The 20,982-nt window shown below is 67.3% G+C and carries 21 protein-coding genes and 1 pseudogene; 16 read left to right on the forward strand and 6 right to left on the reverse strand.

The window, feature by feature from the left end; genetic code table 11:
• From ACEL92_RS14005 to ACEL92_RS14015, 3 genes are read left to right on the forward strand one after another with little or no spacing between them, the layout of a single operon-like run.
• Complete coding sequence (locus ACEL92_RS14005; protein WP_374021346.1) at positions 1-1,533, forward strand: acyl-CoA synthetase; 1,533 nt, start codon at positions 1-3, stop codon at positions 1,531-1,533.
• 4 nt (positions 1,534-1,537) lie between these two features.
• Positions 1,538-2,929, forward strand: coding sequence for an SRPBCC family protein (locus ACEL92_RS14010; protein WP_374021347.1), 1,392 nt, complete (start codon positions 1,538-1,540; stop codon positions 2,927-2,929).
• A complete protein-coding gene (locus ACEL92_RS14015; protein ID WP_374021348.1) occupies positions 2,926-4,629 on the forward strand; it encodes an FAD-binding protein in 1,704 nt (567 codons plus the stop codon). The genes ACEL92_RS14010 and ACEL92_RS14015 overlap by 4 nt, the downstream gene beginning before the upstream one ends.
• Here the strand turns inward: ACEL92_RS14015 and ACEL92_RS14020 are convergent.
• Both ACEL92_RS14020 and ACEL92_RS14025 read right to left on the reverse strand, forming a co-directional pair.
• The gene (locus tag ACEL92_RS14020) at positions 4,626-5,471 is read right to left on the reverse strand and encodes an enoyl-CoA hydratase/isomerase family protein (RefSeq protein ID WP_374021349.1); all 846 of its coding nucleotides are present in this window, start codon (positions 5,469-5,471) and stop codon (positions 4,626-4,628) included. The two genes, ACEL92_RS14015 and ACEL92_RS14020, sit on opposite strands and share 4 nt — an antisense overlap.
• 99 nt (positions 5,472-5,570) lie before the next feature.
• Positions 5,571-6,131, reverse strand: coding sequence for a class I SAM-dependent methyltransferase (locus ACEL92_RS14025; RefSeq protein ID WP_374021350.1), 561 nt, complete (start codon positions 6,129-6,131; stop codon positions 5,571-5,573).
• 81 nt (positions 6,132-6,212) lie between these two features.
• Here ACEL92_RS14025 and ACEL92_RS14030 point away from each other — a divergent pair, with 81 nt between their 5' ends.
• The 4 genes from ACEL92_RS14030 (at position 6,213) to ACEL92_RS14045 (ending at position 8,912) form a co-directional block, all read left to right on the forward strand.
• The gene (locus tag ACEL92_RS14030; protein ID WP_374021351.1) at positions 6,213-6,797 is read left to right on the forward strand and encodes a TetR/AcrR family transcriptional regulator; all 585 of its coding nucleotides are present in this window, start codon (positions 6,213-6,215) and stop codon (positions 6,795-6,797) included.
• Positions 6,798-6,996: 199 nt separating this feature from the next.
• Positions 6,997-7,668 (forward strand): TetR/AcrR family transcriptional regulator, encoded by a 672-nt coding sequence (locus ACEL92_RS14035; RefSeq protein ID WP_374021352.1) that lies wholly within the window; start codon positions 6,997-6,999, stop codon positions 7,666-7,668.
• Between the two features lie 43 nt (positions 7,669-7,711).
• Complete coding sequence (locus tag ACEL92_RS14040) at positions 7,712-8,188, forward strand: hypothetical protein (protein ID WP_374021353.1); 477 nt, start codon at positions 7,712-7,714, stop codon at positions 8,186-8,188.
• Between the two features lie 61 nt (positions 8,189-8,249).
• The gene (locus tag ACEL92_RS14045; protein WP_374021354.1) at positions 8,250-8,912 is read left to right on the forward strand and encodes a cutinase family protein; all 663 of its coding nucleotides are present in this window, start codon (positions 8,250-8,252) and stop codon (positions 8,910-8,912) included.
• Between the two features lie 8 nt (positions 8,913-8,920).
• Here the strand turns inward: ACEL92_RS14045 and ACEL92_RS14050 are convergent, their stop codons facing one another.
• From ACEL92_RS14050 to ACEL92_RS14060, 3 genes and pseudogenes are all read right to left on the reverse strand, one after another.
• The gene (locus ACEL92_RS14050; RefSeq protein WP_374021355.1) at positions 8,921-9,301 is read right to left on the reverse strand and encodes a DUF5073 family protein; all 381 of its coding nucleotides are present in this window, start codon (positions 9,299-9,301) and stop codon (positions 8,921-8,923) included.
• The gene (locus tag ACEL92_RS14055; protein WP_374026214.1) at positions 9,298-10,083 is read right to left on the reverse strand and encodes a heavy metal-binding domain-containing protein; all 786 of its coding nucleotides are present in this window, start codon (positions 10,081-10,083) and stop codon (positions 9,298-9,300) included. Before ACEL92_RS14055 ends, ACEL92_RS14050 begins: the two co-directional genes overlap by 4 nt.
• Before the next feature lie 176 nt (positions 10,084-10,259).
• Positions 10,260-11,157, reverse strand: a pseudogene (locus tag ACEL92_RS14060) (SDR family NAD(P)-dependent oxidoreductase).
• A 605-nt stretch (positions 11,158-11,762) separates the two neighbouring features.
• On the opposite strand from ACEL92_RS14060, the gene ACEL92_RS14065 reads away from it, so the two are divergent.
• From ACEL92_RS14065 to ACEL92_RS14075, 3 genes are all read left to right on the forward strand, one after another.
• A complete protein-coding gene (locus ACEL92_RS14065) occupies positions 11,763-12,572 on the forward strand; it encodes a SigB/SigF/SigG family RNA polymerase sigma factor (protein WP_374021356.1) in 810 nt (269 codons plus the stop codon).
• 123 nt (positions 12,573-12,695) lie between these two features.
• A complete protein-coding gene (locus tag ACEL92_RS14070; protein WP_374021357.1) occupies positions 12,696-13,319 on the forward strand; it encodes a hypothetical protein in 624 nt (207 codons plus the stop codon).
• Positions 13,320-13,353: 34 nt separating this feature from the next.
• The gene (locus ACEL92_RS14075; RefSeq protein ID WP_374021358.1) at positions 13,354-13,845 is read left to right on the forward strand and encodes a DUF2231 domain-containing protein; all 492 of its coding nucleotides are present in this window, start codon (positions 13,354-13,356) and stop codon (positions 13,843-13,845) included.
• Positions 13,846-13,860: 15 nt separating this feature from the next.
• Here the strand turns inward: ACEL92_RS14075 and ACEL92_RS14080 are convergent, their stop codons facing one another.
• Positions 13,861-14,337 (reverse strand): nitroreductase family deazaflavin-dependent oxidoreductase, encoded by a 477-nt coding sequence (locus tag ACEL92_RS14080; protein WP_374021359.1) that lies wholly within the window; start codon positions 14,335-14,337, stop codon positions 13,861-13,863.
• A 145-nt stretch (positions 14,338-14,482) separates the two neighbouring features.
• Between ACEL92_RS14080 and ACEL92_RS14085 the strand changes: the two genes are divergently transcribed.
• From ACEL92_RS14085 to ACEL92_RS14110, 6 genes are all read left to right on the forward strand, one after another.
• Complete coding sequence (locus ACEL92_RS14085; RefSeq protein ID WP_374026215.1) at positions 14,483-15,160, forward strand: TetR family transcriptional regulator; 678 nt, start codon at positions 14,483-14,485, stop codon at positions 15,158-15,160.
• A 43-nt stretch (positions 15,161-15,203) separates the two neighbouring features.
• Positions 15,204-16,427, forward strand: coding sequence for a cytochrome P450 (locus ACEL92_RS14090; protein ID WP_374021360.1), 1,224 nt, complete (start codon positions 15,204-15,206; stop codon positions 16,425-16,427).
• A complete protein-coding gene (locus ACEL92_RS14095; RefSeq protein WP_374021361.1) occupies positions 16,421-17,371 on the forward strand; it encodes an SDR family oxidoreductase in 951 nt (316 codons plus the stop codon). The genes ACEL92_RS14090 and ACEL92_RS14095 overlap by 7 nt, the downstream gene beginning before the upstream one ends.
• A gap of 71 nt (positions 17,372-17,442) precedes the next feature.
• Entirely contained in the window at positions 17,443-18,609 is a 1,167-nt protein-coding gene (locus ACEL92_RS14100) for an amidohydrolase family protein (RefSeq protein WP_374021362.1), read from the forward strand.
• 1 nt (position 18,610) lies between these two features.
• Positions 18,611-19,846, forward strand: a complete 1,236-nt coding sequence (locus ACEL92_RS14105) for a M24 family metallopeptidase (RefSeq protein ID WP_374021363.1) — start codon at positions 18,611-18,613, stop codon at positions 19,844-19,846.
• Positions 19,836-20,960: a M24 family metallopeptidase gene (locus ACEL92_RS14110; protein WP_374021364.1), complete on the forward strand. Its 1,125-nt coding sequence runs from the start codon at positions 19,836-19,838 to the stop codon at positions 20,958-20,960. The genes ACEL92_RS14105 and ACEL92_RS14110 overlap by 11 nt, the downstream gene beginning before the upstream one ends.
• Positions 20,961-20,982 lie beyond the last annotated feature (22 nt).

The raw sequence follows: 20,982 nt of genomic DNA on the forward strand, positions 1-20,982 counted from the left end.
GTGAACATCGCCGATCACGCGATCGCAGCCACTTCGTCGCCGGCACTGATTGCCGACGGCCGGGCGATCTCGTTCGGCGAGCTGTACGCCCGCAGCCAACGGGTCGCCGCGGCGCTGCACGGTGCGGGTCTGCGCCCGGGTGACGGCGTGGCCCTGATCCTGCCGAACCGGCCCGAGTTCCTCGAAATCACCTGGGGCTGCCAACTTTCCGGCCTGTACTACACCGCGGTCAACACCCACTTCACCCCGGACGAGGTCGCCTACGTCGTCGACGACTCCGATGCCAAAGCGGTGGTCGTCGACGCCACCATGCCCGATCTGGCCGCGCACGTCCGGGCAGCCAACGCCGCCGTCACCGTCCACCTCGCGGTGGGGGGCGAGCTGCCCGGCTGGGAGGGGTACGAAGACGCGCTGGCCAACGCCGGCACCGCGCCGCCGGTGTCGGACGGGTCGGAGATGCTGTACTCGTCGGGCACCACGGGGCGGCCCAAGGCCGTCCGGCGCCCGCTTCCGACCGACGGCAACGGCTCGTGGGCGCAGGCGGTGCTGGAGCTCGCACTCGCCCACAAGTACGGGATGAGCCGGTCGAGCGTGTACCTCTCCCCCGCGCCGCTCTACCACGCCGCGGGAGTCAACTACACCATGGCTGTCAACCGTGTCGGGGCGGCGGCGATCTTGATGCGCAAGTTCGATGCCGAGGCCGTCCTGGGACTCATCGAGACCTACCGCGTCACGCACGCCCAGTTCGTCCCGACCATGTTCGTGCGGATGCTCAAGCTGCCCAAGGCGGTTCGGGAGCGCTACGACGTCTCGAGCCTGCAGTGCGTCATCCACGCGGCCGCGCCCTGCCCGCTCGACGTCAAGCACCACATGATGAAGTGGTTCGGGCCGATCATCCACGAATATTACGGGGGCACTGAGGGATTCGCGGGGACGACGATCGGTCCGGAGGACTGGCTCGCCCATCCCGGGTCGGTGGGCAGGCCCATGTCCCCGGTGCACGTCGTCGGCGACGACGGCGTCGAGCTGCCCGCCGGGCGGGCCGGCGAGCTGTTCTTCGAGGGCGGGCCCGATTTCGAGTACTTCAAGGACCCCGCGAAGACGGCGTCGGTATCCAACGACCGCGGCTGGCGCACCCTGGGCGACATGGGTTATGTCGACGAGGACGGATATCTCTACCTCACCGATCGGTCCACGTTCATGATCGTCTCCGGCGGGGTGAACATCTACCCGCAGGAAATCGAGAACCTGCTGATCATGCATCCCAAGCTCGTCGACGCGGCCGTCTTCGGCGTCCCCAACGACGAGTTCGGCGAGGAGGTCAAGGCCGTCGTGCAGCCAGTCGACGGCGTCGCGCCGGGGCCCGACCTCGAGACCGAGCTGGTCGAATACTGCCGAGCACACGTCGCCGGCTATAAATGCCCGCGCACCATCGAATTCGTTTCCGAGTTGCCGCGGGATCCGAACGGAAAGCTGTACAAGAGACGCATCCGTGAGCGTTACTGGCAGGGGCGGGCATCGCGGATCCTATGAGGGGATGAAAATGGTCACCACCCAGAGCACCCATGACAGCCAACTGAACTGGACCCCGCTTCCGGTGCCGTGGGCGGTTCAGGCGGTCGATCGCATCCCCAAGCAGCGCTACTACAACCCGGAGTTCTACGCGCTCGAAACCGAAATGCTCTGGCCGCGCGTGTGGCAGATGGCCTGCCGCCTCGAAGAGATTCCCAAGCCGGGCGACTACGTGGAGTACGAGATTCTTGACGAGTCGATCATCGTGGTCCGCCTGGACGCGGAGAACGTCCGCGCCTACCACAACGCGTGCCGCCACCGCGGGGTAAAGCTGGTGGAGGGCAACGGAAACCGGCGCACCTTCGTGTGCCCGTTCCACGGATGGTGTTGGGGCATCGACGGGCACAACACCTTTGTGCTGAGGCCCGAGGAGTTCGACGAGGACAACCTGGACCCGGGGGATCTTCGGCTGGTCTCCGTCCGATGCGAGGTCTGGGGCGGATGCGCGTGGATCAACCTCGACGACGGCGCACCCCCGTTGCGGGACTGCTTGGAGCCGTTCGCATCGATCTACGACGCGTGGAAAGTCGAGTCGCTGCGTGTCGAGTGGTGGCAGTCGTGCCGGCTGCCGGTGAACTGGAAGCTGGCGACCGCCGCTTTCATGGAGGGCTATCACGTCCCGCAGACCCACCCGCAACTGCTGCCGTCCAGCATGCCCAAGCGGCCCGGCACCGCCACGCCACCCAATTTGGCCCAGACCAACCTGTATTTCATGCGCACCCTGGGTGAGGGCATGGCCGGCATGACCCACGAGAACGACGTCCGCATCGCCGAGGGCATGCAGGACATGGAACTGCCGGCCGACCCGGCCGAGGCGATGGCCGTCTGGCGCAGCGCGCTCAACGACGCCATCGTGCGCTGGCATCGCGCCCGTGGCTGCGACATCCCCGACCTGAACGAGCTGGCGCGGCGCGGTATCGACGAAGCGATCAATTTCGCTTTCCCCCACTACTTCTTGCTGCCCCAGTACAGCAGCGCCTCGTCCTACCGGATCCGGCCGCTGGGTCCCGAGGAGACGCTCTTCGAGATCTGGTCACTCACCCGCATCCCGCCGGAGCAGAGCACGGCCAGGCCGACGCCGCCCGTTCCCATGGCACCTGACGACCCACGCTGGCCACCGATACCGGCACAGGATTTCTCGAATCTGCCCAGGCAACAAAAAGGCCTGCACTCCAAGGGATTCGAGTACATGCGATTGTCCAGCCGAATCGAGGGCTTGATCTCCAACTTCGAACGCGTGATAGACGGCTTCCTCGCCGGCCTGCCGTACGACGCGCTGGTGCCGGCCATCCAGAAGACCAACACCACCATCGACGTTCCGGTCGCGGAGCTGGGTTTCAGCGTGGGGTCGCGATGACCGCCCGCTGGGACCGCTCGGTCGATCTGCTCATCGCGGGCAGCGGCGGGGGCGGCATGGTCGCGGCGCTGGCGGCGCTGGACTCCGGCATCGAACCGCTGGTGATCGAGAAGCAACCCCTGGTGGGCGGATCCACCGGGCTTTCCGGTGGCATGGTGTGGCTGCCCAACAACCCACTGATGCGCGCCGACTGCATCGCGGACTCGCACGAGGACGGGCTGGCCTACTTCGACGACGTCGTCGGCGACATCGGCCCGGCTTCATCGCCGGCGCGGCGCGAGATGTTCCTGACCGCGGGCTACGAGATGATCAACTTCCTGACCCGCAAGGGCGTTCGGTTCGTGCGATGCCCGGGCTGGAGCGACTACTACCCGAACCACAAGGGCGGCAACGAAGCCGGCCGCGCCATCGAATGCGTCCCCTTCGATGCGGCGAAGCTGGGGAGCTGGAGCCACAAGGTCCAGCCCTCGATGGCCAAGAGCTACGGCGGGTTCGTGCTCAAGACGAACGAGTTGCGCTCGGTGCAGTACTTCAATCGGTCGCCACGAGCCTTCGCAGTGGCCATGCGGGTCTTCGCGCGCACCAGGGCGGCCAGGCTCCGTGGCCGCGAGATGCTCACCAACGGCGCATCCCTCATCGGGCAGATGCTCAAAGCCCTGATCGACCTGCGGGGTGAGCCGCCGATTTGGACCGAGACCGCGCTTTCAGACCTGATCGTGCAGGACGGCCGCGTCGTTGGCGCGCGCGTCTTTCGCAACGGAGCCGTGCTGAACGTCGAGGCCCGCAAGGGCGTGCTGCTCGCCGCGGGCGGCTTCAGCCGCAACGCCGACATGCGCCGCCGCTACAGCGGCGACCAGCCCAACGAGGGACACTGGTCGATCGCGAATGCCGGCGACACCGGCGAGGCGTTGCAGTCCGCGATCGGGCTGGGCGCGAAGACCGACCTGATGGACGAGGCCTGGTGGCTGCCATCGGTTTTCATCGCCGACGGCGGGGACGCCGCGAGGGCGCTGGGCAGCGGCCGGCAGCGACCCGGCGCCATCTACGTGGACGGAACGGGCCGACGGTTCTGCAACGAGTCCAACTCGTATGTCGAAGTCGGCAAAGCGATGTACGCGAACAAGGCCGTGCCGTGCTGGATGGTCTTCGACGAGGGCTACATCACCCGATATGTGTCGGGGGCCAACCCGTTCAAGAAACGCCGCCTGCCCGAAGAACTCATCACGCGGGGCGCCGTCGTCCGGGGCGAGACCGTCGGCGACCTCGCGCGCCAGATGGGCGTCCCCCCGGATGCGCTGGAGCAGACGGTCAAGCGCTTCAACGGATTTGCGGCCAAGGGCCTCGACCCGGACTTCGGGCGCGGTCAGTCGGCGTACAACGACTGCCTGGGCGATCCCGGGTATCGCCCCAACGCCGCGCTCGGCCCGCTCGAGCGGGCGCCCTACTACGCCACCAAGGTCGTCCCGGCCGATGTCGGGACGTGTGGCGGAGTGATCACCAACGAGCACGCGCAGGTGCTCGACGAGGACGACTGTGTGATCGACGGCTTGTACGCGACGGGCAACATCACGGCGACGGTGATGGGGCGAAATTATCTGGGCGCCGGCGGAAGCATCGCCTACACCATGGTTTTCGGTTATGTCGCCGCCCGCCATGCCGCGGGTCGCAGGGTCGCGGGCGAGAAAAGCCGCACCCGCTAGGACGTCGCTTCCGGCTCGTCATGGCCGACGAACTCGCGCGGCTTCATGCCCGACTGCTTCAGCTCCGCCCGCCGGGCCTGCACGTCGGTGGCCGCACCGACCATGTTCGTCAGGATGTGACTGACCTGCAGGTGGACCCGCATCCCCATCAATTCCCACGCGCGCTTCACGTTGTTCTTCACCGCCATCAGCGTGGTCAACGGGATTTGACCGATCTTGCGCGCCATCTCCTCGACGGTGTCCTCGAGGTCTTCGCGCGGCACCACCTTGTTGAGCAGGCCCCAATCGAGGGCTTGTTGGGCGGAAAGCGTCGGGGCCAGCAGTAGCCAATCCATGGTGCGATGCCAGTTCATCAGCAACCACGGCTCGATCATGGTGTGGCCGCCGGGCTCGCCGAGGCTTTGCGCGAGCGGCATCTGGAAGTACGCGTCCTCGGATGCGACGCAGAAGTCCGTCAGCAGGCCGAGGTAGATCCCGCCGCCCATGCAGTAGCCGTGAATCGCGGAAATGGTCGGCTTCGGGAATTCCCACAGATACAGGGTCGGCCACAGGAACAGGTCGGCCGTGCCCTTGTAGAGGTCCTCGAAGGTCTCACCGAAGTCCGGGTACGGATTTTCGTCAGGTCCCCAGCGGGCGACGTGTCCCCCGCAGAATCCCTTTCCGTTCGCTTTGAGGATGACGACCTTGATCTCCTTGTCACGGTCGGCTTCGTGCAGGCACTCGTCGACTTCGGTGACCAGGACCGCGTCTTTGGTGTTGGCCTTGTCGACGCGGTTCAGGATGATCCGCGCAACCGGCGGCTCGCGCTCGTAGATCACCGCTTCCAGGACACGCCGCTCCATGCGCGTGACATTACCTTCAGCGGGCCGACCCGGACGCCGATTCGCCCCGCTCGCTCGCCATGCCGTTGGCCGGCATGGCGCCGGCGACGAAAAGGGTTGCTACTCAATGGGATTGGCCGCGCGGGCCAGCAGCCAGGCGCTACCCGCACCCTCACCAGCGGCGACCAGCTCGAGGTCGGCGAACGCCGCGGGTAGCTCACCGGCGGCCGCGCGAAACGGCCCCGGGGAGCCACCGACTTCGCTCAGCACGGCCATCGCCAACAGCCCGCCGGGCGCCAGGCGCTCGACGATCGCGCGGTCGAGGCGACGGTCCCGGAATCGGTGGCAGAGGATGACATCCGCGGGCGGTCCGGGAGGCAGCCCGCCGTCGAGGTCGACGACCTCGAACCGGCACCGGTCGCCAACCCCGGCCCGGTGAGCCAGGTCGCGGGCCTGGGCGACCGCCACCGGTGAGACGTCCACCCCCCGCACCGCAAGCCCGCGCGTCGCCAGCCACACCGCCGCCAGTCCCGACCCGCACGCGAGGTCGAGCGCCCGTCCCGCAGCAGGAAGGAGCTCTGCGTGGGGCGCCAGGAATTCGGGCGGCCCCACCGCCTCCACAGGCGGGGCGGCCTTGGTCGCGTACCGCTCGTCCCACCGCCGCCGGTCCGCCTCGGCCATAGGCGCCACTCTAGATTGTTCTGGACAGCCGTCTGCCGAACGCCGCCCGCAGCCGGCTGGTCGCCCTGCCTCACCCGCGCAATGCCTTCCTACACTGGACGGGTGTCTAAAGATGCGGCGCGCCGGTCGGACCGCAGGCCGGGCCAGACGATCCGCAAGGTCCTCGACGCCGGCCTGGAGGAGCTGCGCGAATCGTCATTCGCCAATCTGACGATGCGCTCGGTGGCGACCCGCGCCGGGGTGTCGCCGGCCAGCGCCTACACCTACTTTCCGTCGAAGAGCGCGCTGGTGGCGGCCGTGTATCTGCGCTTCCTGCGGGAGTTGCCGCTGCACACCGACGTCAATCAGACCACCAAGACGCGGGTCAGCGCGACGCTGCGTGACATGGCCGTGGTGGTCGCCGACGAGCCCGAGCTGACCGCCGCCTGCGGTGCCGCCCTGATGGCCGATGATCCCGCGGTGCAACCGATTCGGGAGCAGATCGGGCAGGAGGTGTCGATGCGGATCGGGGCGGCCCTGGGGCCCGGCTGGCCGCGGGCCGTGAAGTCCACGCTGCAGATCACCTTCTCCGGTGCCTTGATGACTGCCCGGTTCGTCAGCTTCGACGAGATCGAGGGACAACTCGACGAGGCCGTCAACCTCATCCTGGGCGCCTCCGTCGCCTGACTGACAGTGCCGCAACGCAGTTGACGCCACCGGCGTCGGGCAAGAAGGGCGGCCTTCCTGCCGCGCGGCACCCCCGATCCGCGGTGATCATCCATCCGGGCGGAACTGTCCGACCGGTGTTAACCAGCACCGATCGCCCGCCCCCAGCCGCTATGATCCGGCTGTGGGGATCACCGACTACGGGTTTGCCGCTCGATAGATGCGCAGTCACGGGTGGTCAGGAAACACGCCCGCCTCCGACGAGGAGGCGATCGAACGCATCCTCGACGCCGCCGACCGGATCATCGAGGAACGCGGCTCGGCGATGCGGATCGCCGACGTGGCGCGGGCGCTCGGGGTGACCCGACAAACCGTTTACCGGTACTTCCCCGGGACGCAGGCGCTGTTGGTGGCGTCGGCCATGCGGTCGGCCGACGGATTCCTGGACCGGATGGCCGCCCACCTCGAGGGCGTCACCGACCCCGTCGAGGCGATGACCGAAGGGCTGGCATTCGCCATCGAACAGTTGGCGTCGGACAACCAGGTCGAAGTCGTGCTGAGCCAGCGCCACCGGGGCGGCCGGAAGGTTTCGATCATCTCCGATACCGCCCTGGCGTTCGGACGGTCGATGCTGCACCGCTACGACATCGATTGGGAGAGTTACGGTTTCGACGAAGCCGGCCTCGACGAGCTGAATGAGTTCGGCTTGCGGCTGCTGCACTCCTTCCTCGCCGACCCGGGACGGCCGGCGCGCAGTGGCGCCGATCTGCGACGTTACCTCACCCGTTGGCTGGGACCGGCGCTCGCCTATCCCCAACTGGCGCGCGCGATGGACGCGTTGCAGACCCCCGAGCCGCCGCGCACGCGGCGGCGCCCTTCCAAGGCATCGTGAGGTTCGGCAACGGGCTCGGTTGACCACAACATAAGGAGCGGGCATGAGCGGCCTCGGACAGATCGCGCTCAATAGCGCGCCCGTTTTCGGTGGGGCGATGCTGGCCGTCGCCGCCGGACAGTTCCGGGGCCCCGACTTTCGCGGCCTGATCGCACAGGACATGGACTTGCTGGAGCGACTGCCGCCGGAGGCCGCCGGCCGGCGCGCGGAACTACAGCGCACCATCGACGCCCGCATCGACGACCTCATCGAGAATGCCGACCGGAGCCGGGCCGTGCGGAAGGCGGCGTTGTCCTACCAGGGCAACTGGCGGGACCTGGTACTCCTGGTCTGCGCGGTGCTGTTCACCATCATCTGGTGGGACGTCGACCACAACAGGGGCAACTGGTTGCCGATGTTTCTCCTGCTGATCCTGCTGACCATCGTGACCGCCGCCTACGCGTTTCGCGGCGTGCTGCGCTCCGCCGGTTCGTGGGCGCACAGACGATCCCATTCGCCCGGGGCCGATTCGCCGCGGTAGCCCGGCCCGGGCCACCGCCGCACAACGCGCGCGCCTGGCCAGCCTATGACAGGATCGCGCTGTGAAAGCGCATACCCTCGGCGGTCTGATTGGCGCTGCGCTGGCGCCCTTTTGGGCGCTTCCGGTTGCTCCCCTGGTGACGGCCGACCCCTGCCCCGATGTCGAGGTCGTGTTCGCGCGGGGTACCAACGAGCCCCCCGGCGTCGGCCGCATCGGCCAAAGTTTCGTCGACACCCTGCGCTCGCGCGTCGACGGCAGGTCGCTGAGCGTCTATCCCGTCGACTACCCGGCGACGACGGATTTCCCGAGGGCCGTGGACGGCATTAGCGATGCGGGCGCGCACGTCGAACACATGGCGGAATCCTGCCCGCGAACCAGGATGGTGCTGGGCGGCTACTCCCAAGGCGCGGCCGTGATCGGTTTCGTCACCGAAAGCGCCGTGCCGGACGGGGTGCACCTGGTGCAGGCACTGCAGCCGATGCCGGCCGAGGTTTCCAAGCACGTGGCCGCGGTCGCCCTCTTCGGAAAACCGTCAAGCCAGTTCATGAGCATCATCAACGAGCCGCCGGTGACGATCGGCCCACCCTATGCGGGCAAGACCATCGAGTTGTGCGTACCCGGCGATCCGATCTGCTCGGACGCCACCAACCCCCTCGCGCACCGGCAGTACGTCGAAGCCGGCATGGTGGACCAGGCGGCCGATTTCGCAGCCGGGCGCCTATAACCCGGCGCTCAGCGCGGCCCGGCGCCGGCTTCGAGCGCCTCGAGGGCCGCATCGATGTTGGGCATGATCGTCGGACCGTAACTGCTCACCAGCTGTCCGAGCGCGCGGCCGATGTGCGGCCCGACCGCGCCGGCGGCCAGCACCTCCTCGGCCAAAACGATGCCGTTCACCACGTGGGCCGCGCTCAGGCGGCCGTCCGGGGTGACCTCGTATCGCCAGTCGCCGATCTGCACCCGCTCGGGCTGCGACCGGAAGATGCCGCGCCGCGCCGGCATGAGGATCACCCCGGGAACCCCGCAGAAGACCCTCAGCACCAATCCGACTCCTCCAGGACCGGCCAGCGTCGTCCCGATGGCGTGACCGACCCGCTGCTGATCGAGGCTCATCAATCGCTCATGGGCAGGACGAACGACGGTGTCAGGGTTTGCGGCTCGCCGCCGCGACGCACCGCGGTTCCGGCCACGTAGAACTCGACGGTGTGGTGGCCCCACGCGTAGTTCGAGATGGCGAAATGCACGCCGACGACGCCGGTACCGCCATCGCGCTCGGCCTCGCTTTGCATTCGCGACATGGCCAGCTCGCGAGCCTGGTAGCTCCCCTGTGTCCACTGCGGCATCTCGGCGTTGCGGCCCACTTGACTCAGAGTGCGCAGGAAGCCTTGCACGGCAACGTGAAACACGCAGTTGCCCATCACGAACGCCACCGGGACGAACCCCGATCGCAGGAGGGTCGTCAGGTCCTGCCCGGACAGGTGGCTGGTAAACGCTTGCCCGTTGGGGCGCCGGTAGATCCCCGGCTTCTCCGTGTAGCGGACCGCGGTTCCGACCGCGATGAACTCCAGGTGCTCGCCCTCGCCCTGATGCCGCCATTCGAGCCGGACGCCGACCACGCCGTCCGCTCCCAGCGAATCGGCCTCCGCCTGCATCCGCGACATCGCGTTCCAGCGCGCCCGATAGGTGGCGTCGGTGAGCACGGGCAGTTCGGATTGTTGCCGAATGCCGGTGAACTGATACCCGACGTGGTACACCGAGACGCCCATCACCAATTCGATCGGCTCGAACCCTGCCCCATGTAGCAGCGCGAATTCGTTGATGGACAGGTCGGAAGTGAACACCTTGCCTGCGTGCGACAGCCGTTCGCTGGCAACTGGGTCGAGCGGGTTCGGTTGCATCGTCAAAACGCCCTCCTGCGGTTCGCAGGACAGCGTATGCCGCACGACCGCGACGCACACCCGCAACGTGCGACTTTCCGGTGCGCCGCCGGCGAAATGACGGCGACCCTCAAGCGCCGGGCCTGGCCAGCGGCGACCGGCCACGCGGTGGCGAGATCGATTTGCTGTCGGCCCGCTCAGTCGGCGGCTCGCCTGGCCCCGATCATCGTGTGCAGTTCATCGACCGACCAGGGTTCGGCATCATCGTGATCGCGGTAGCCCAGCAGCCGCGGCGCCGGCCGGTCGAAGCACCCGACGAATCCCCCTGCGGCAACAAAGATCTGGCCTGTTACGGCCCGGGCGAGGTCGCTCACCAGGTACGCGTAGAGCGGGGCCACGAAGGCGGGCGGGGCGCCCAAGGACACCCGCATGGGTCGTTTCGTCCAGCAAGCCGCGGCGGTGCAGGTCTTCGATGCGCCGTTCGTACTCGGCGCCTGTGGACAGCCGTGTCCTGGCGCCGGGACAGACCACGTTGGCCCGTACGCCGTGCGGCTTCACTTCGGCGGCGATGGCCATGGTCATGGCATTCACCGCTCCCTTGCCCGCGGGATAGCCGGTGCCGCCGTAGTCGCCCAGGAAAGCCACCGAGCTGGTCGTGACGATCGCGCCGTGCCCCTGCCCGGCCATCACCCGGGCCGCCGCCCGGCACGTGTGGAACGTCGAGCCGAGGTGGGCGCCGATCAGCCGGTCGAAATCCTCAGGCGAAATGTTCAGGATCGAGGAGCCGGGTGGCTCGGCGATTCCCGCGCAGTTGATCAGGGCGTCCAGCCGGCCGTAGGTGCGGACACAGTCGTCGACCAGCGCCGTGGCGACGCGCTCGGAGTTCGCGGGTCCGACCACCGCGGTGGCCCGCCCACCGGGCGCGACGATCGCGGCGACGGTCTCCGCGGCGGCGTCCGCGTCGCGCCCATTGACCACGACGCCGGCGCCCAAGGCGCCGAGCAGTTCGGCGACCGCGCGACCGACCCCTCGGCTGCCGCCGGCCACCACCACGCCACGGCCGGCCAGCAACCGCTCTGCGACGTTCACTGCCATCGGCGCTGGAAAGCGTTGCACGCGAAAACCTTTGGGCATCGGTCGGCGGCACGTCGCGCGAACACGGTCACGAACACTAGGCGAACAGTACCCAGCGCGCACGGAAATGAGAACCTCTGCCTTCGGTTGGCCGCCGCCGGATCCGGACATATTTGCGGGGATGTGGTAATTTCGCCGAAAGAGCTGGACTAGGCATGCCGTGCGACATTCTGATGTTTGCTGGGATCGTCCGCGCAGCGCGCCTCAGACAGTCGACGACGCGTTTCGGACTCGATCGGGCCAAGCGATCGCGGGTATGCGCGAAGGGGCGTATAGTCGACAACGAAGTCCGTTCTGGACGTGTCGCCGTTTAGCTCAAAGCGGCCAGTCAGCCGCACGGCTACCGAGTTTGAGATGGCTCCGGCGACCAACACCCGAGTCATGTTTGTCGGTATTCCGTGTGCGTTGGATCAGTCACGAGTCCTGCGGATAGAGGCGCGGCGAGCCGACTGCGCGCATGGCTGCGATGTCTCGCTGCACACGACTCAGAGGAGCGAGTAGATGCAAAATTTTCTGTGCACCAAAGCTTTCAGGATCGACCGCGCCGACACCGGGCGCGTGCGCCTATGACCGTTGTAATAGCAAACCCGCGCCCTGCTGAGTGCCGCAACAGGAAAGCCGACGATTCCTACGACGACGTGGTCGAAATGTTCGTCGAGCTGCGGCAGATGCCCGGGGAGTCGCATGAATACGGCCGCCAGCGGGAACGGATCGTGGCCCGCTGCCTGCCCCTCGCGGACCATGTGGCCAGCCACTTCGCCCGCCGCGGTGAAGGCATCGACGACCTCGTCCAGGTGGCACGCCTGGGATTGATGAACGCGGTCAATCGGTTTGATCCGGACAAGGGACCCAGCTTCATCGGCTTTGCGGTGCCGACCATGATGGGCGAGGTTCGAAGATACTTTCGCGACTACAGCTGGGGCATGCGGGTCCCGCGGCGGTTGCGCGAACTGCACGTGCAGATCAGCAGGACGACCGGGGATTTGGCGCAGAAACTGGGACGCGCGCCCACCGCGGGCGAGCTGGCGCAGGTGCTGGAAGTGCCCCGTGAGGAAATCGTCGAATGCCTCGTGGCGGGCGACGCCTACCGGCTGGATTCTCTGGATGCCCCGGTGGGCACGGACAGTTCGGGGACGCCGCGGCTGGTCGCCGACGCGGTTGGCGGCATCGATCCGCAGATCGAGCACATCACCAACCGTGAGGCGCTGCGCGTCCTGGTTGCCGGCCTCCCCGAACGCGAACGCGAGGTCTTGCGCATGCGGTTCTTCGAATCGATGACGCAGAGCCAGATAGCCGAGCGCATCGGCGTCTCACAGATGCAGGTCTCGCGCATCCTGGCCAGTACCCTGCGCTGCCTGCGCGACCAGTTGGATTAACCACCCCTCACCGCCCCCCGGGCGTCTTCGGCGCCACGCCCGCGCCACGCCGCAATGTACTGTGCGATTCGGAAACGAACTCGACTGTGGCGCCGAAGGCGGCCTGGAAAGGGAGCTCGAACGATGAGGACTTCGCGGACGGTGGCCGCGGGCATCGCGGCGACGACGGCGCTGGCGGTGGCGGTAGCGGGATGCGGCGGCAAGAATTCGACGCCGTCGACGTCCAAGCCAGGATCGTCCAGCTCGGCTACCAGCGCCCAAAGCTCGGCGCCGGCGTCGTCGGCACCCGGGCAGCCGAGCGGATACACCGGCCTGCTGATCCAGGCCAGTGACATCAACGCCCCAATCCCGTTCACGGCCACCCCGCCGGTCAACAACCCGAACGGCCAGCCGGGCGTCGCGACGACCTTCAAAGACGAGGACGGCAGTCACGTCATCACGGACACCATCCAGGTGTTGGCCGATCCCGGCGCCGCCACGGACGCTTTGAACGCGGCCAAGGGCGCTCAGGGTGACGTGATCAAGAACCCGACCACGCAAGCCGCCAGTGTCGGAACGGGCGGAACGACCCTGCTGGGCAATTCCCCCGACCACAGCAAGGGTGTGACCATACTGCTGTTCACCGAGGGCAGGGCCTTCGTCACCCTGCAGTTCGATGGGCCGCCCGACACGCTGGCGCCCGCGGATTTCGTCAACGACGTCGGCCAGAAGCAGGACGCGGTCATCAAGAAGGGGCTCGGCGGCTGAGCGCGAGCTGACCGGCCACAATCCGAGGAGCCCGATGACCATCATCAACGGCATGCCGGCCCATGCACTGCTGCTGCATTTCGTGGTGGTGCTCGTACCTCTGACGGCCCTGTTGGAAATCGTCTGCGTGTTCTGGCCGACGGCGCGGCGCGGCCCGCTGTTGTGGCTGGCGGTGATATCGGCCGTCGCCACCATGGTGCTGACGCCGATCACGGTGAGCGCCGGGGAATGGCTGTACGACCTGAGGGCCAAACCCAGCGCCATCCTGGAGAAGCACGCGGCGCTGGGCAGCACGATGACCTACTTCTCGGCCGCGCTGCTGGCAGCCGCCCTGGTGCTCGTGGTGATGCGCGTGATCGAACGCCGCTCGGACCAAAGCCGTGTGGTCGTCCGGGCGACCATTGCGATACTGGTTCTGGCCGTCGCCATCGCATCGACGATTCAGATCTACCGCGTGGGTGATGCCGGGGCACAATCGGTTTGGGGTGGCGAGATCGCCCGGCTGCAGAAATCCCGCCCGGGTTAGCGGTCGTCGCGACGCCTATGCGGTGGGCGTGAGAAGAAATAGCCGGAATTGGCGCCCGCCCGCACGATCCTGGGCGACCCGGTAGTTCGGCCAGTGCGCCACCGCCGTGGACCAAGCTTCGTCGCGTTCCGCGCCGGTGAGCAGCCGGACCGACGCGACGAAGCGATCGCCGCGCCTGCGAACGGTAACGCGTTGTGCCGCTTTGAGATTCGCCGACCATGAGGGATGGCGCTCTCGGCCCCAGTTGGAGCCGACCAGCAGCAGCCGGGCGCCGATCGGCACGTACTGCACCGTCGCCGTACGGGCGAGGCCCGTCTTGCGGCCCGACGTGGTGATCTGCACGTTGGGCAGGCCCGCGAGGTCGAGCACGCCGAACCGCCCGTTCGTCGCGAAGCGAAGCAGCGCCTCAAGACCCTCCGCGACCGGACGGCCGGTCAGGACGAGCCGGCGGTAGGCCGCCGGATTGCGAGCCACCCGCTGCAGCGGATTCATACGCAGACTGTATTCGCGGGCGGACCGCGGCGGGCGTCGGAGCGGTGAAATGACCTTGACGACTGGGGTTTCCGGCGCCGATGCTCGGCCTCCCGTTTCGGCGCCACGCTGATTAAATAAATTGCTTGATTTAATGGCGCGGCCGGTGTTCACTGGGGCGATGACCGCCGAGCGGGCCGCCCGCTCCGAGAGGTCGACAGGCACCCGGGAAGCGATCCTGTCGGCCGCGGAAGTGCTGTTCGCCGAGCGCGGGATGTATGCCGTATCGAATCGCCAGATCAGCGAGGCGGCCGGGCAGGGCAACAATGCTGCGGCGTGCTATCACTTCGGCACGCGGACCGACCTGCTGCGCGCGATCGAGGACAAGCATCGCGAGCCGATCGAGCAATTGCGGGCGCAAATGCTCACCGCAATGGACGATTCGGCCGACCTGCGCGACTGGGTGGGTGCGCTCGTGCGGCCACTGACCGACCACCTGCACGCGCTGGGCACGCCCAGCTGGTATGCCCGGTTCGCCGCCCAGGCGATGGCCGATCCCACCTACCGCCACGTCGTCACCAAAGACGCGCTCGCATCTCCGCTGCTGGTGCAGACCATCGACGGCATCAACCGCTGCCTCCCCGACCTGCCCAGGCGAGTGCGGTCCGAACGGATGGTCATGGTGCGCAACCTGCTCATGCACACCTGCGCCGAGCACGAAGGCGCTCTGGCCGAGCACGGGCCGCGTTCGCGTTCGGCCTGGCCGGTCGCCGGCGAGGGCCTGATCGACGCGATCGTCGGCCTGTGGCGCGCGCCGGTCCATGTGAGCGCGGCGGGCACCTAAGGTCCCGCCACAAACCGAGAACGGGCCAGAACCAAGGAGCGCAATGACCGACGTCTCGACCCCCACCGATATTCCGGAGTTTCCCATGTCGCGGGCGCCGGGTTGCCCGTTCGCCCCGCCGCCAAAGGTAATGGAGCTCAACGCCGACAAGCAGTTGAGCCGCGTCCGGATTTGGGACGACAGCACGCCGTGGCTGATCCACGGTTATGAGGCGATCAGGGCGTTGTTCACCGACTCGCGCACCAGCGTCGACGACCGGCTGCCGGGATACCCGCACTGGAACGAGGGAATGCTGGCGACCGTGCACAAGCGCCCGCGTTCGGTGTTCACCTCCGACGCCGAGGAGCACACCCGTTTCCGCCGAATGCTGTCAAAGCCGTTCACGTTCAAGCGGGTTGAGGCGCTGCGGCCGGCGGTGCAGAAGATCACGGACGACCACATCGACGCGTTGCTGGCCGGTCCCAAGCCGGGCGACGTCGTCAGCACGTTGGCGCTGCCGGTCCCCTCCCTGGTCATCAGCCAATTGCTGGGCGTGCCCTATGAGGACGCGGATTTCTTCCAGGCCCAGGCCCAGCGCGGCATGGGCCGCTACGCCACCGAGGAGGACACGGCGCAGGGCGCCGCGTCGCTGGCGAAGTACCTGGCGAACTTGGTGCGGGCCAAGATGCAAAGCCCCTCCGAGGATTTGGTTTCCGACCTGGCCGAGCGGGTCAACGCCGAGGAGCTCAGCGTGCGCGAGGCCGCCCAGTTGGCCACCGGGGTGCTCATCGCCGGCCACGAGACCACGGCCAACATGATCAGCCTGAGCATTGCTGCCCTGCTCGACCATCCAGACCAGCTGGCCCTGATGCGCGAAACCGACGACCCGAAGGTGATCGCCGTCGCGGTCGAGGAATTGATGCGCTACCTCAGCATCATCCAAACCGGTCAGCGCCGGATCGCCGTCGAGGACATCGAGGTGGGCGGCGAGACGATCCGCGCGGGCGAGGGCATCATCCTCGATGTCGCTCCGGCGAACTGGGACAGCCGGCAATTTCCCGATCCCGACCGACTCAACCTGCGCCGCGAGGAGGGGCCGCATGTCGGGTTCGGCTACGGTCGCCACCAGTGCGTCGGGCAGCAGCTGGCCCGGATGGAACTGCAAATCGTCCTGCCCACCCTCCTGCGCCGCGTCCCGACCATGCGCCTGGCGGTGCCGCTGGAAGAACTGCCCTTCAAGCACGACGCGCTGGCTTACGGCCTCTATGAGCTGCCAGTGACATGGTGAAGCCAGACTTAAGCCTGCAGGTTCCCGACCTGCGGGGCCAATTCGCCGTGGTAACCGGGGCCAATAGCGGTCTGGGATACGGTTTGGCGAAATGTCTGTCCGCCGCGGGTGCCGAGGTGGTCATGGCGATCCGTGACCGCGCCAAGGGCGAGGCGGCGATCGCCGCGATTCGCCGCGAAGTGCCGACCGCGAAGCTGGTCATCAAAGGCTTGGACCTGGCATCGCTGGAAAGCGTTGCCGCACTGGGCCAAGAGCTGACGGCGGAAGGCCGGCCCGTTGACATCTTGATCAACAACGCCGGCATCATGGCGCCGCCGCAACGTCAGGAGACCCCAGACGGCTTCGAATTGCAATTCGGGACCAACCATTTGGGGCATTTCGCGTTGACCCGGCACCTGCTGCCCGTGCTGCGCGCGGCGCGTGCGGCACGGGTGGTGACCGTCAGCAGCCTGGCGGCGACGCAGCGCAACCTGAACTTCGACGATCCCAACGCACGGGAGGGCTACCAACCGATGCGCTCCTACGGGATGGCCAAGCTGGCACAGCTCATGTTCGCCGTCGAATTGGATCGCCGCAGTCGGCGGGGCGGTTGGGGGTTGATGTCCAACGCCGCCCATCCCGGTTTGACCAAGACCAACCTGCTCAGCGGCGCCTCCTACGGCCGCGCGCGGCCCACGTTGCAGGCCCGGTTCACCCGACTCACCTGGCGACTGTTGCCATTCATGTGGCTCGACGTGGACGAGGGCGCCAAGCCGACGGTGTATGCCGCGGTGTCGCCGGACGCCGAGGGCGCCAAGTACTACGGTCCGCGCGGTTTCTACGAAACCGTCAGGGGCGGGGTCACTTTCGCCGGGGTCCCGAGACCGGCGCGCAGCGAGCCCGCGATGCAGCAACTGTGGCAGCTTTCAGAACGACTCACGGGCGTCATGTATCCGGAAGGGTGAAGAACGATGCTGCCACCCGCGCCTGGAACGCATCGGTCTGCTGTCCAGGTAGCCCGAAGAAAGGGACGATGATGTCACCTCACGTTCGCACCCCGTATCCCGAGGGGGTGATCGGTGCGCCCAAGGACCGCCGCGGCCACGCCTCGGAATTCAGCACCGGCCTGCCGCCCGGCACCGAGGTGTTCTCGGCCGACGACCACATCTCGGTGGCCGAGGACATCTTCTACGAGCACTTCCCCGACGACCTGAAGGACTACGCGCCGCGCATCTGGTACGAGGACGGGGCCTACCTGCTCGGCCGACCGGGGCAGTCGATGGTGGTCGGCGATTTCAGCGCCGTGCTCATGCAATACGACGACCTGGCCGGCGCGGTGAGCAACAACATCGACGCCCGCGTGCGCGAGCTCGCCGAAGACGGAGTCGACAAAGAACTGGTTTTTCCGAACGCCGTGTTGGCACTGTTCCACTATCCGGACCGAACCCTGCGGGAGCGAATCTTCCGGATCTACAACGAGCACATCGCCGCCGTGCAGGAGCGCTCCAACGGGCACTGTTATGGGGTGGGTCTGATCAACTGGTGGGATCCGCGCGGGGCCCGGCGCACGCTGGCCGAGCTGAAAGCGCTGGGCCTCAAGACATTTCTGATGCCGATCAGCCCCGGCAACGACGACAACGGTCACGCCATCGACTTCTCCAGCTCCGCGATGAGTGCGGTGTGGGACGAGATCGAGGAGGCCGGGCTGCCGATCACCCACCACATCGGGGAGAGCCAGCCGAAGGTTCCGAGCGAGGTCAACAGCGTCGCGGTCGCGATGATGGTCAACATTGACTCGTTTCGGGAGATGTTCTCCAAGTACATCTTCGGCGGCATCCTGGATCGGCACCCGCGCCTGCGGGTCGGCTGGTTCGAGGGCGGCATCGCCTGGGTTCCGCCGGCGCTGCAGGACGCCGAGCACGTGCTGGCCTCGTATCGGCACATGCTGGCCCACCAGCCGGAGCACGACGTCCGCCATTACTGGGACACCCACATGTGCGCCTCGTTCATGGTGGACGGTTTGGGGCTCGCCCAAGTCGACGAGATCGGAATCGACAAGGTGATGTGGTCCTCGGACTACCCGCACAACGAAAGCACCTACGGCTACTCGGAGCGATCGCTGGCCGCGGTCGTCGACGCCGTCGGTCCCGAGAACGCGGTCCGCGTCGTCAGCGGAAACATCAGGAAGTTCTTGGGTCTGTGAGATGACCGAATCACTGAGTGCCCCAGGCACGCTCATCGACATCCCCGACGAGCCGGACAGGGTGCGGATGCGTTCCGAAATCGGCGCGAGGTTGCGGTCCACGATGGCCGACCACGGCGTCGACGCGCTGGTATTGCTGATGAACGGCTACGTCGGGTACGCGACGGGGGCCAGCTGGCCCCTGCTGGACGCGGGGCTTTCGCACGTGGAGCGCCCCGTCGCGGTCGTGCTCGCCGACAACGAATACCCGCACCTGTTCATGCCGTTCCGCAGCGGCGCGTCCACCGATTCACCGGTGCCCGACGATCACCTGCATGGGCCCGTTTACCTCGAATTCGACCATGGCGTCGAGCAATTCGCCCGCGAGCTGGCGGAGCTGATTCCGCCGGGGGCGAGCGTCGCCGTCGACGAACTGACCTGGGCGATGCGAAGGGCCGGCCCCAAGCTGTTCCCCGGCGGCGAGCCGACAGATGCGGCGATCGTGGTTGGTGCCGCGCAGCTGGTGAAGACGCGGGACGAGCTGTCCTGCCTGCGCCGGGCCACCCGCATCACCGAAGAAGCGATCGTCGACGTGCAGCGGGCACTGGCGCCGGGAGTCCGCCAGATCGACCTGTCGGCCACGCTGGTGCGTCGCGCCTTCGAGCTGGGCGCCACGACCAACATGCTCGAGGCCATCTGGCAGGTGATGCCGAGTTCCCGGGAAGCCGGGGTGTGGACGACGCACGGCGATCTGGCGCTGCCGCTGCTTCCCACCGATCGTGAACTGGCCGCCGGGGACGTGCTGTGGACCGATATCAGCATCACCTACGCCGGGTACTGCTCCGACTTCGGCCGGACCTGGGTGGTCGGACAGCCGCCCAGCCAAAGACAACACGATCAGTTTCGACAGTGGCGGGCGATCATGGACGCGGTGCTCGCGGTGACCAAAGCCGGTGTCACCTCCGGGGATTTGGCGCGCGCGGCGATCTCCGCCAATGACGGCCGCAAACCGTGGTTGCCGCATTTCTATCTGGGCCACGGTATCGGTACCTACCCCGCCGAAGCTCCCATGATTGGAACGGATCTCGGCGAAGAGTTCGACGACAACTTCGTCTTCCCGGCCGGCATGGTTCTGGTGCTGGAACCGGTGGTGTGGGAAGACGGGACGGGCGGTTATCGCAGTGAGGAGATCGTGGTGATCACCGAGGACGGCTACCTGCCGATCACCAACTACCCCTACTCCCCCTATGGCGACTGAGGTTCAGCCCGACCCCGCCGCGTTGCGGACGGGGCGTCGGGAGCGCGCGCTGGCGCAGATGGACGCGCACGGGCTGGACATCTTGGTGCTCGGGCGGCAAGCCAACATTCGTTACGTGACCGGGGCACCGCAGCTGTGGATCGCGGGGACGCGGCCGTTCGGCCCGATGTGCGTGGTGGTACGCGGGTCCGGCGAGATTTATCTCAACAGCACCGACGACGAGGGGGTTCCGGAGGAGATCGGGCACGATCACCTGTACGGACTGGCCTGGAACCCGATGACGCTCATCGACGTACTGAAAAAGATCGACGGCGCCGACACGGCGCATCGGGTCGGAACCGACGCGATCACACCGACTTTCGCGGCATTGCTGCCCGAGGCGTTCCCCAATGCCGAGCTCGTCGACGCGGAGCCGGCCATGCGGGCCGCACGGCGCGTCAAGACGGCCGATGAGATCGCCGCGATGGACACCGCGCTCCGCGTCGCCGAATGCGGACTTGCCGCCGCGCTATCGGAATTCGCGCCGGGTGTCTCGGAGCGAACGCTGGCCGGCGCCATGATGGAGGCCATGGCCGCGGGCGGGGTGAGCACGCCCGCGACGCAGGATGCGGCCTGGGTGACGTCGAAGGAACACCCGTGGCGCCGCGCGGGATCGGGTGAGGTGGGCCCCGAAGATCTGGTCGCGTTCGCCGCCGGGGCCCTGGCGAATGGTTACGTCGCGGAGGTGGGCCGGACCTGGCCGGCCCGCGACAACGCCGACGGGGCTACCCGCGAGCTATTCGGCCGATCGGATGTCTTGCACGACAACATGCTTGCGGCCTGTAGGCCGGGCGCACCCACCTCTGACTTGGTCGCCGCCTATCGGGAGGCCGGTGAACCGATTCCGCCGATGCCGATCGCACACGGGCTGGGCCTGGGATTCGATCCGCCCGTGGTGTCCCAAACCCTGCTGGCCGCAGGCGAACACGACCAGCTGGAGGCCGGCATGGTTTTGGCGATCACCGGCTACGTGTGGCAAGAGCGTGTTGGGGCGGTATTCAGACGGGACACCGTGCACATCACCGGGAACGGCCACGACGTACTGACCGCCAGCCCGTCGTGGTCCGGTCAATGAAATCACGTTTAGCGCCGTACTG

Source organism: Mycobacterium hainanense (genome assembly GCF_041890355.1).
Taxonomy (GTDB): domain Bacteria; phylum Actinomycetota; class Actinomycetes; order Mycobacteriales; family Mycobacteriaceae; genus Mycobacterium; species Mycobacterium hainanense.

Coding starts and splice junctions, on each gene's coding strand:
- ACEL92_RS14080 (WP_374021359.1), bottom strand. CDS start 14,337: ATGAATCCGCTGCAGCGGGTGGCTCGCAATCCGGCGGCCTACCGCCGG.
- ACEL92_RS14055 (WP_374026214.1), bottom strand. CDS start 10,083: ATGCAACCGAACCCGCTCGACCCAGTTGCCAGCGAACGGCTGTCGCAC.
- ACEL92_RS14070 (WP_374021357.1), top strand. CDS start 12,696: ATGAGGACTTCGCGGACGGTGGCCGCGGGCATCGCGGCGACGACGGCG.
- ACEL92_RS14040 (WP_374021353.1), top strand. CDS start 7,712: ATGAGCGGCCTCGGACAGATCGCGCTCAATAGCGCGCCCGTTTTCGGT.
- ACEL92_RS14090 (WP_374021360.1), top strand. CDS start 15,204: ATGACCGACGTCTCGACCCCCACCGATATTCCGGAGTTTCCCATGTCG.
- ACEL92_RS14065 (WP_374021356.1), top strand. CDS start 11,763: ATGACCGTTGTAATAGCAAACCCGCGCCCTGCTGAGTGCCGCAACAGG.
- ACEL92_RS14100 (WP_374021362.1), top strand. CDS start 17,443: ATGTCACCTCACGTTCGCACCCCGTATCCCGAGGGGGTGATCGGTGCG.
- ACEL92_RS14030 (WP_374021351.1), top strand. CDS start 6,213: ATGCCTTCCTACACTGGACGGGTGTCTAAAGATGCGGCGCGCCGGTCG.
- ACEL92_RS14095 (WP_374021361.1), top strand. CDS start 16,421: ATGGTGAAGCCAGACTTAAGCCTGCAGGTTCCCGACCTGCGGGGCCAA.
- ACEL92_RS14025 (WP_374021350.1), bottom strand. CDS start 6,131: ATGGCCGAGGCGGACCGGCGGCGGTGGGACGAGCGGTACGCGACCAAG.
- ACEL92_RS14110 (WP_374021364.1), top strand. CDS start 19,836: ATGGCGACTGAGGTTCAGCCCGACCCCGCCGCGTTGCGGACGGGGCGT.
- ACEL92_RS14020 (WP_374021349.1), bottom strand. CDS start 5,471: ATGGAGCGGCGTGTCCTGGAAGCGGTGATCTACGAGCGCGAGCCGCCG.
- ACEL92_RS14015 (WP_374021348.1), top strand. CDS start 2,926: ATGACCGCCCGCTGGGACCGCTCGGTCGATCTGCTCATCGCGGGCAGC.
- ACEL92_RS14105 (WP_374021363.1), top strand. CDS start 18,611: ATGACCGAATCACTGAGTGCCCCAGGCACGCTCATCGACATCCCCGAC.
- ACEL92_RS14035 (WP_374021352.1), top strand. CDS start 6,997: ATGCGCAGTCACGGGTGGTCAGGAAACACGCCCGCCTCCGACGAGGAG.
- ACEL92_RS14010 (WP_374021347.1), top strand. CDS start 1,538: ATGAAAATGGTCACCACCCAGAGCACCCATGACAGCCAACTGAACTGG.
- ACEL92_RS14075 (WP_374021358.1), top strand. CDS start 13,354: ATGACCATCATCAACGGCATGCCGGCCCATGCACTGCTGCTGCATTTC.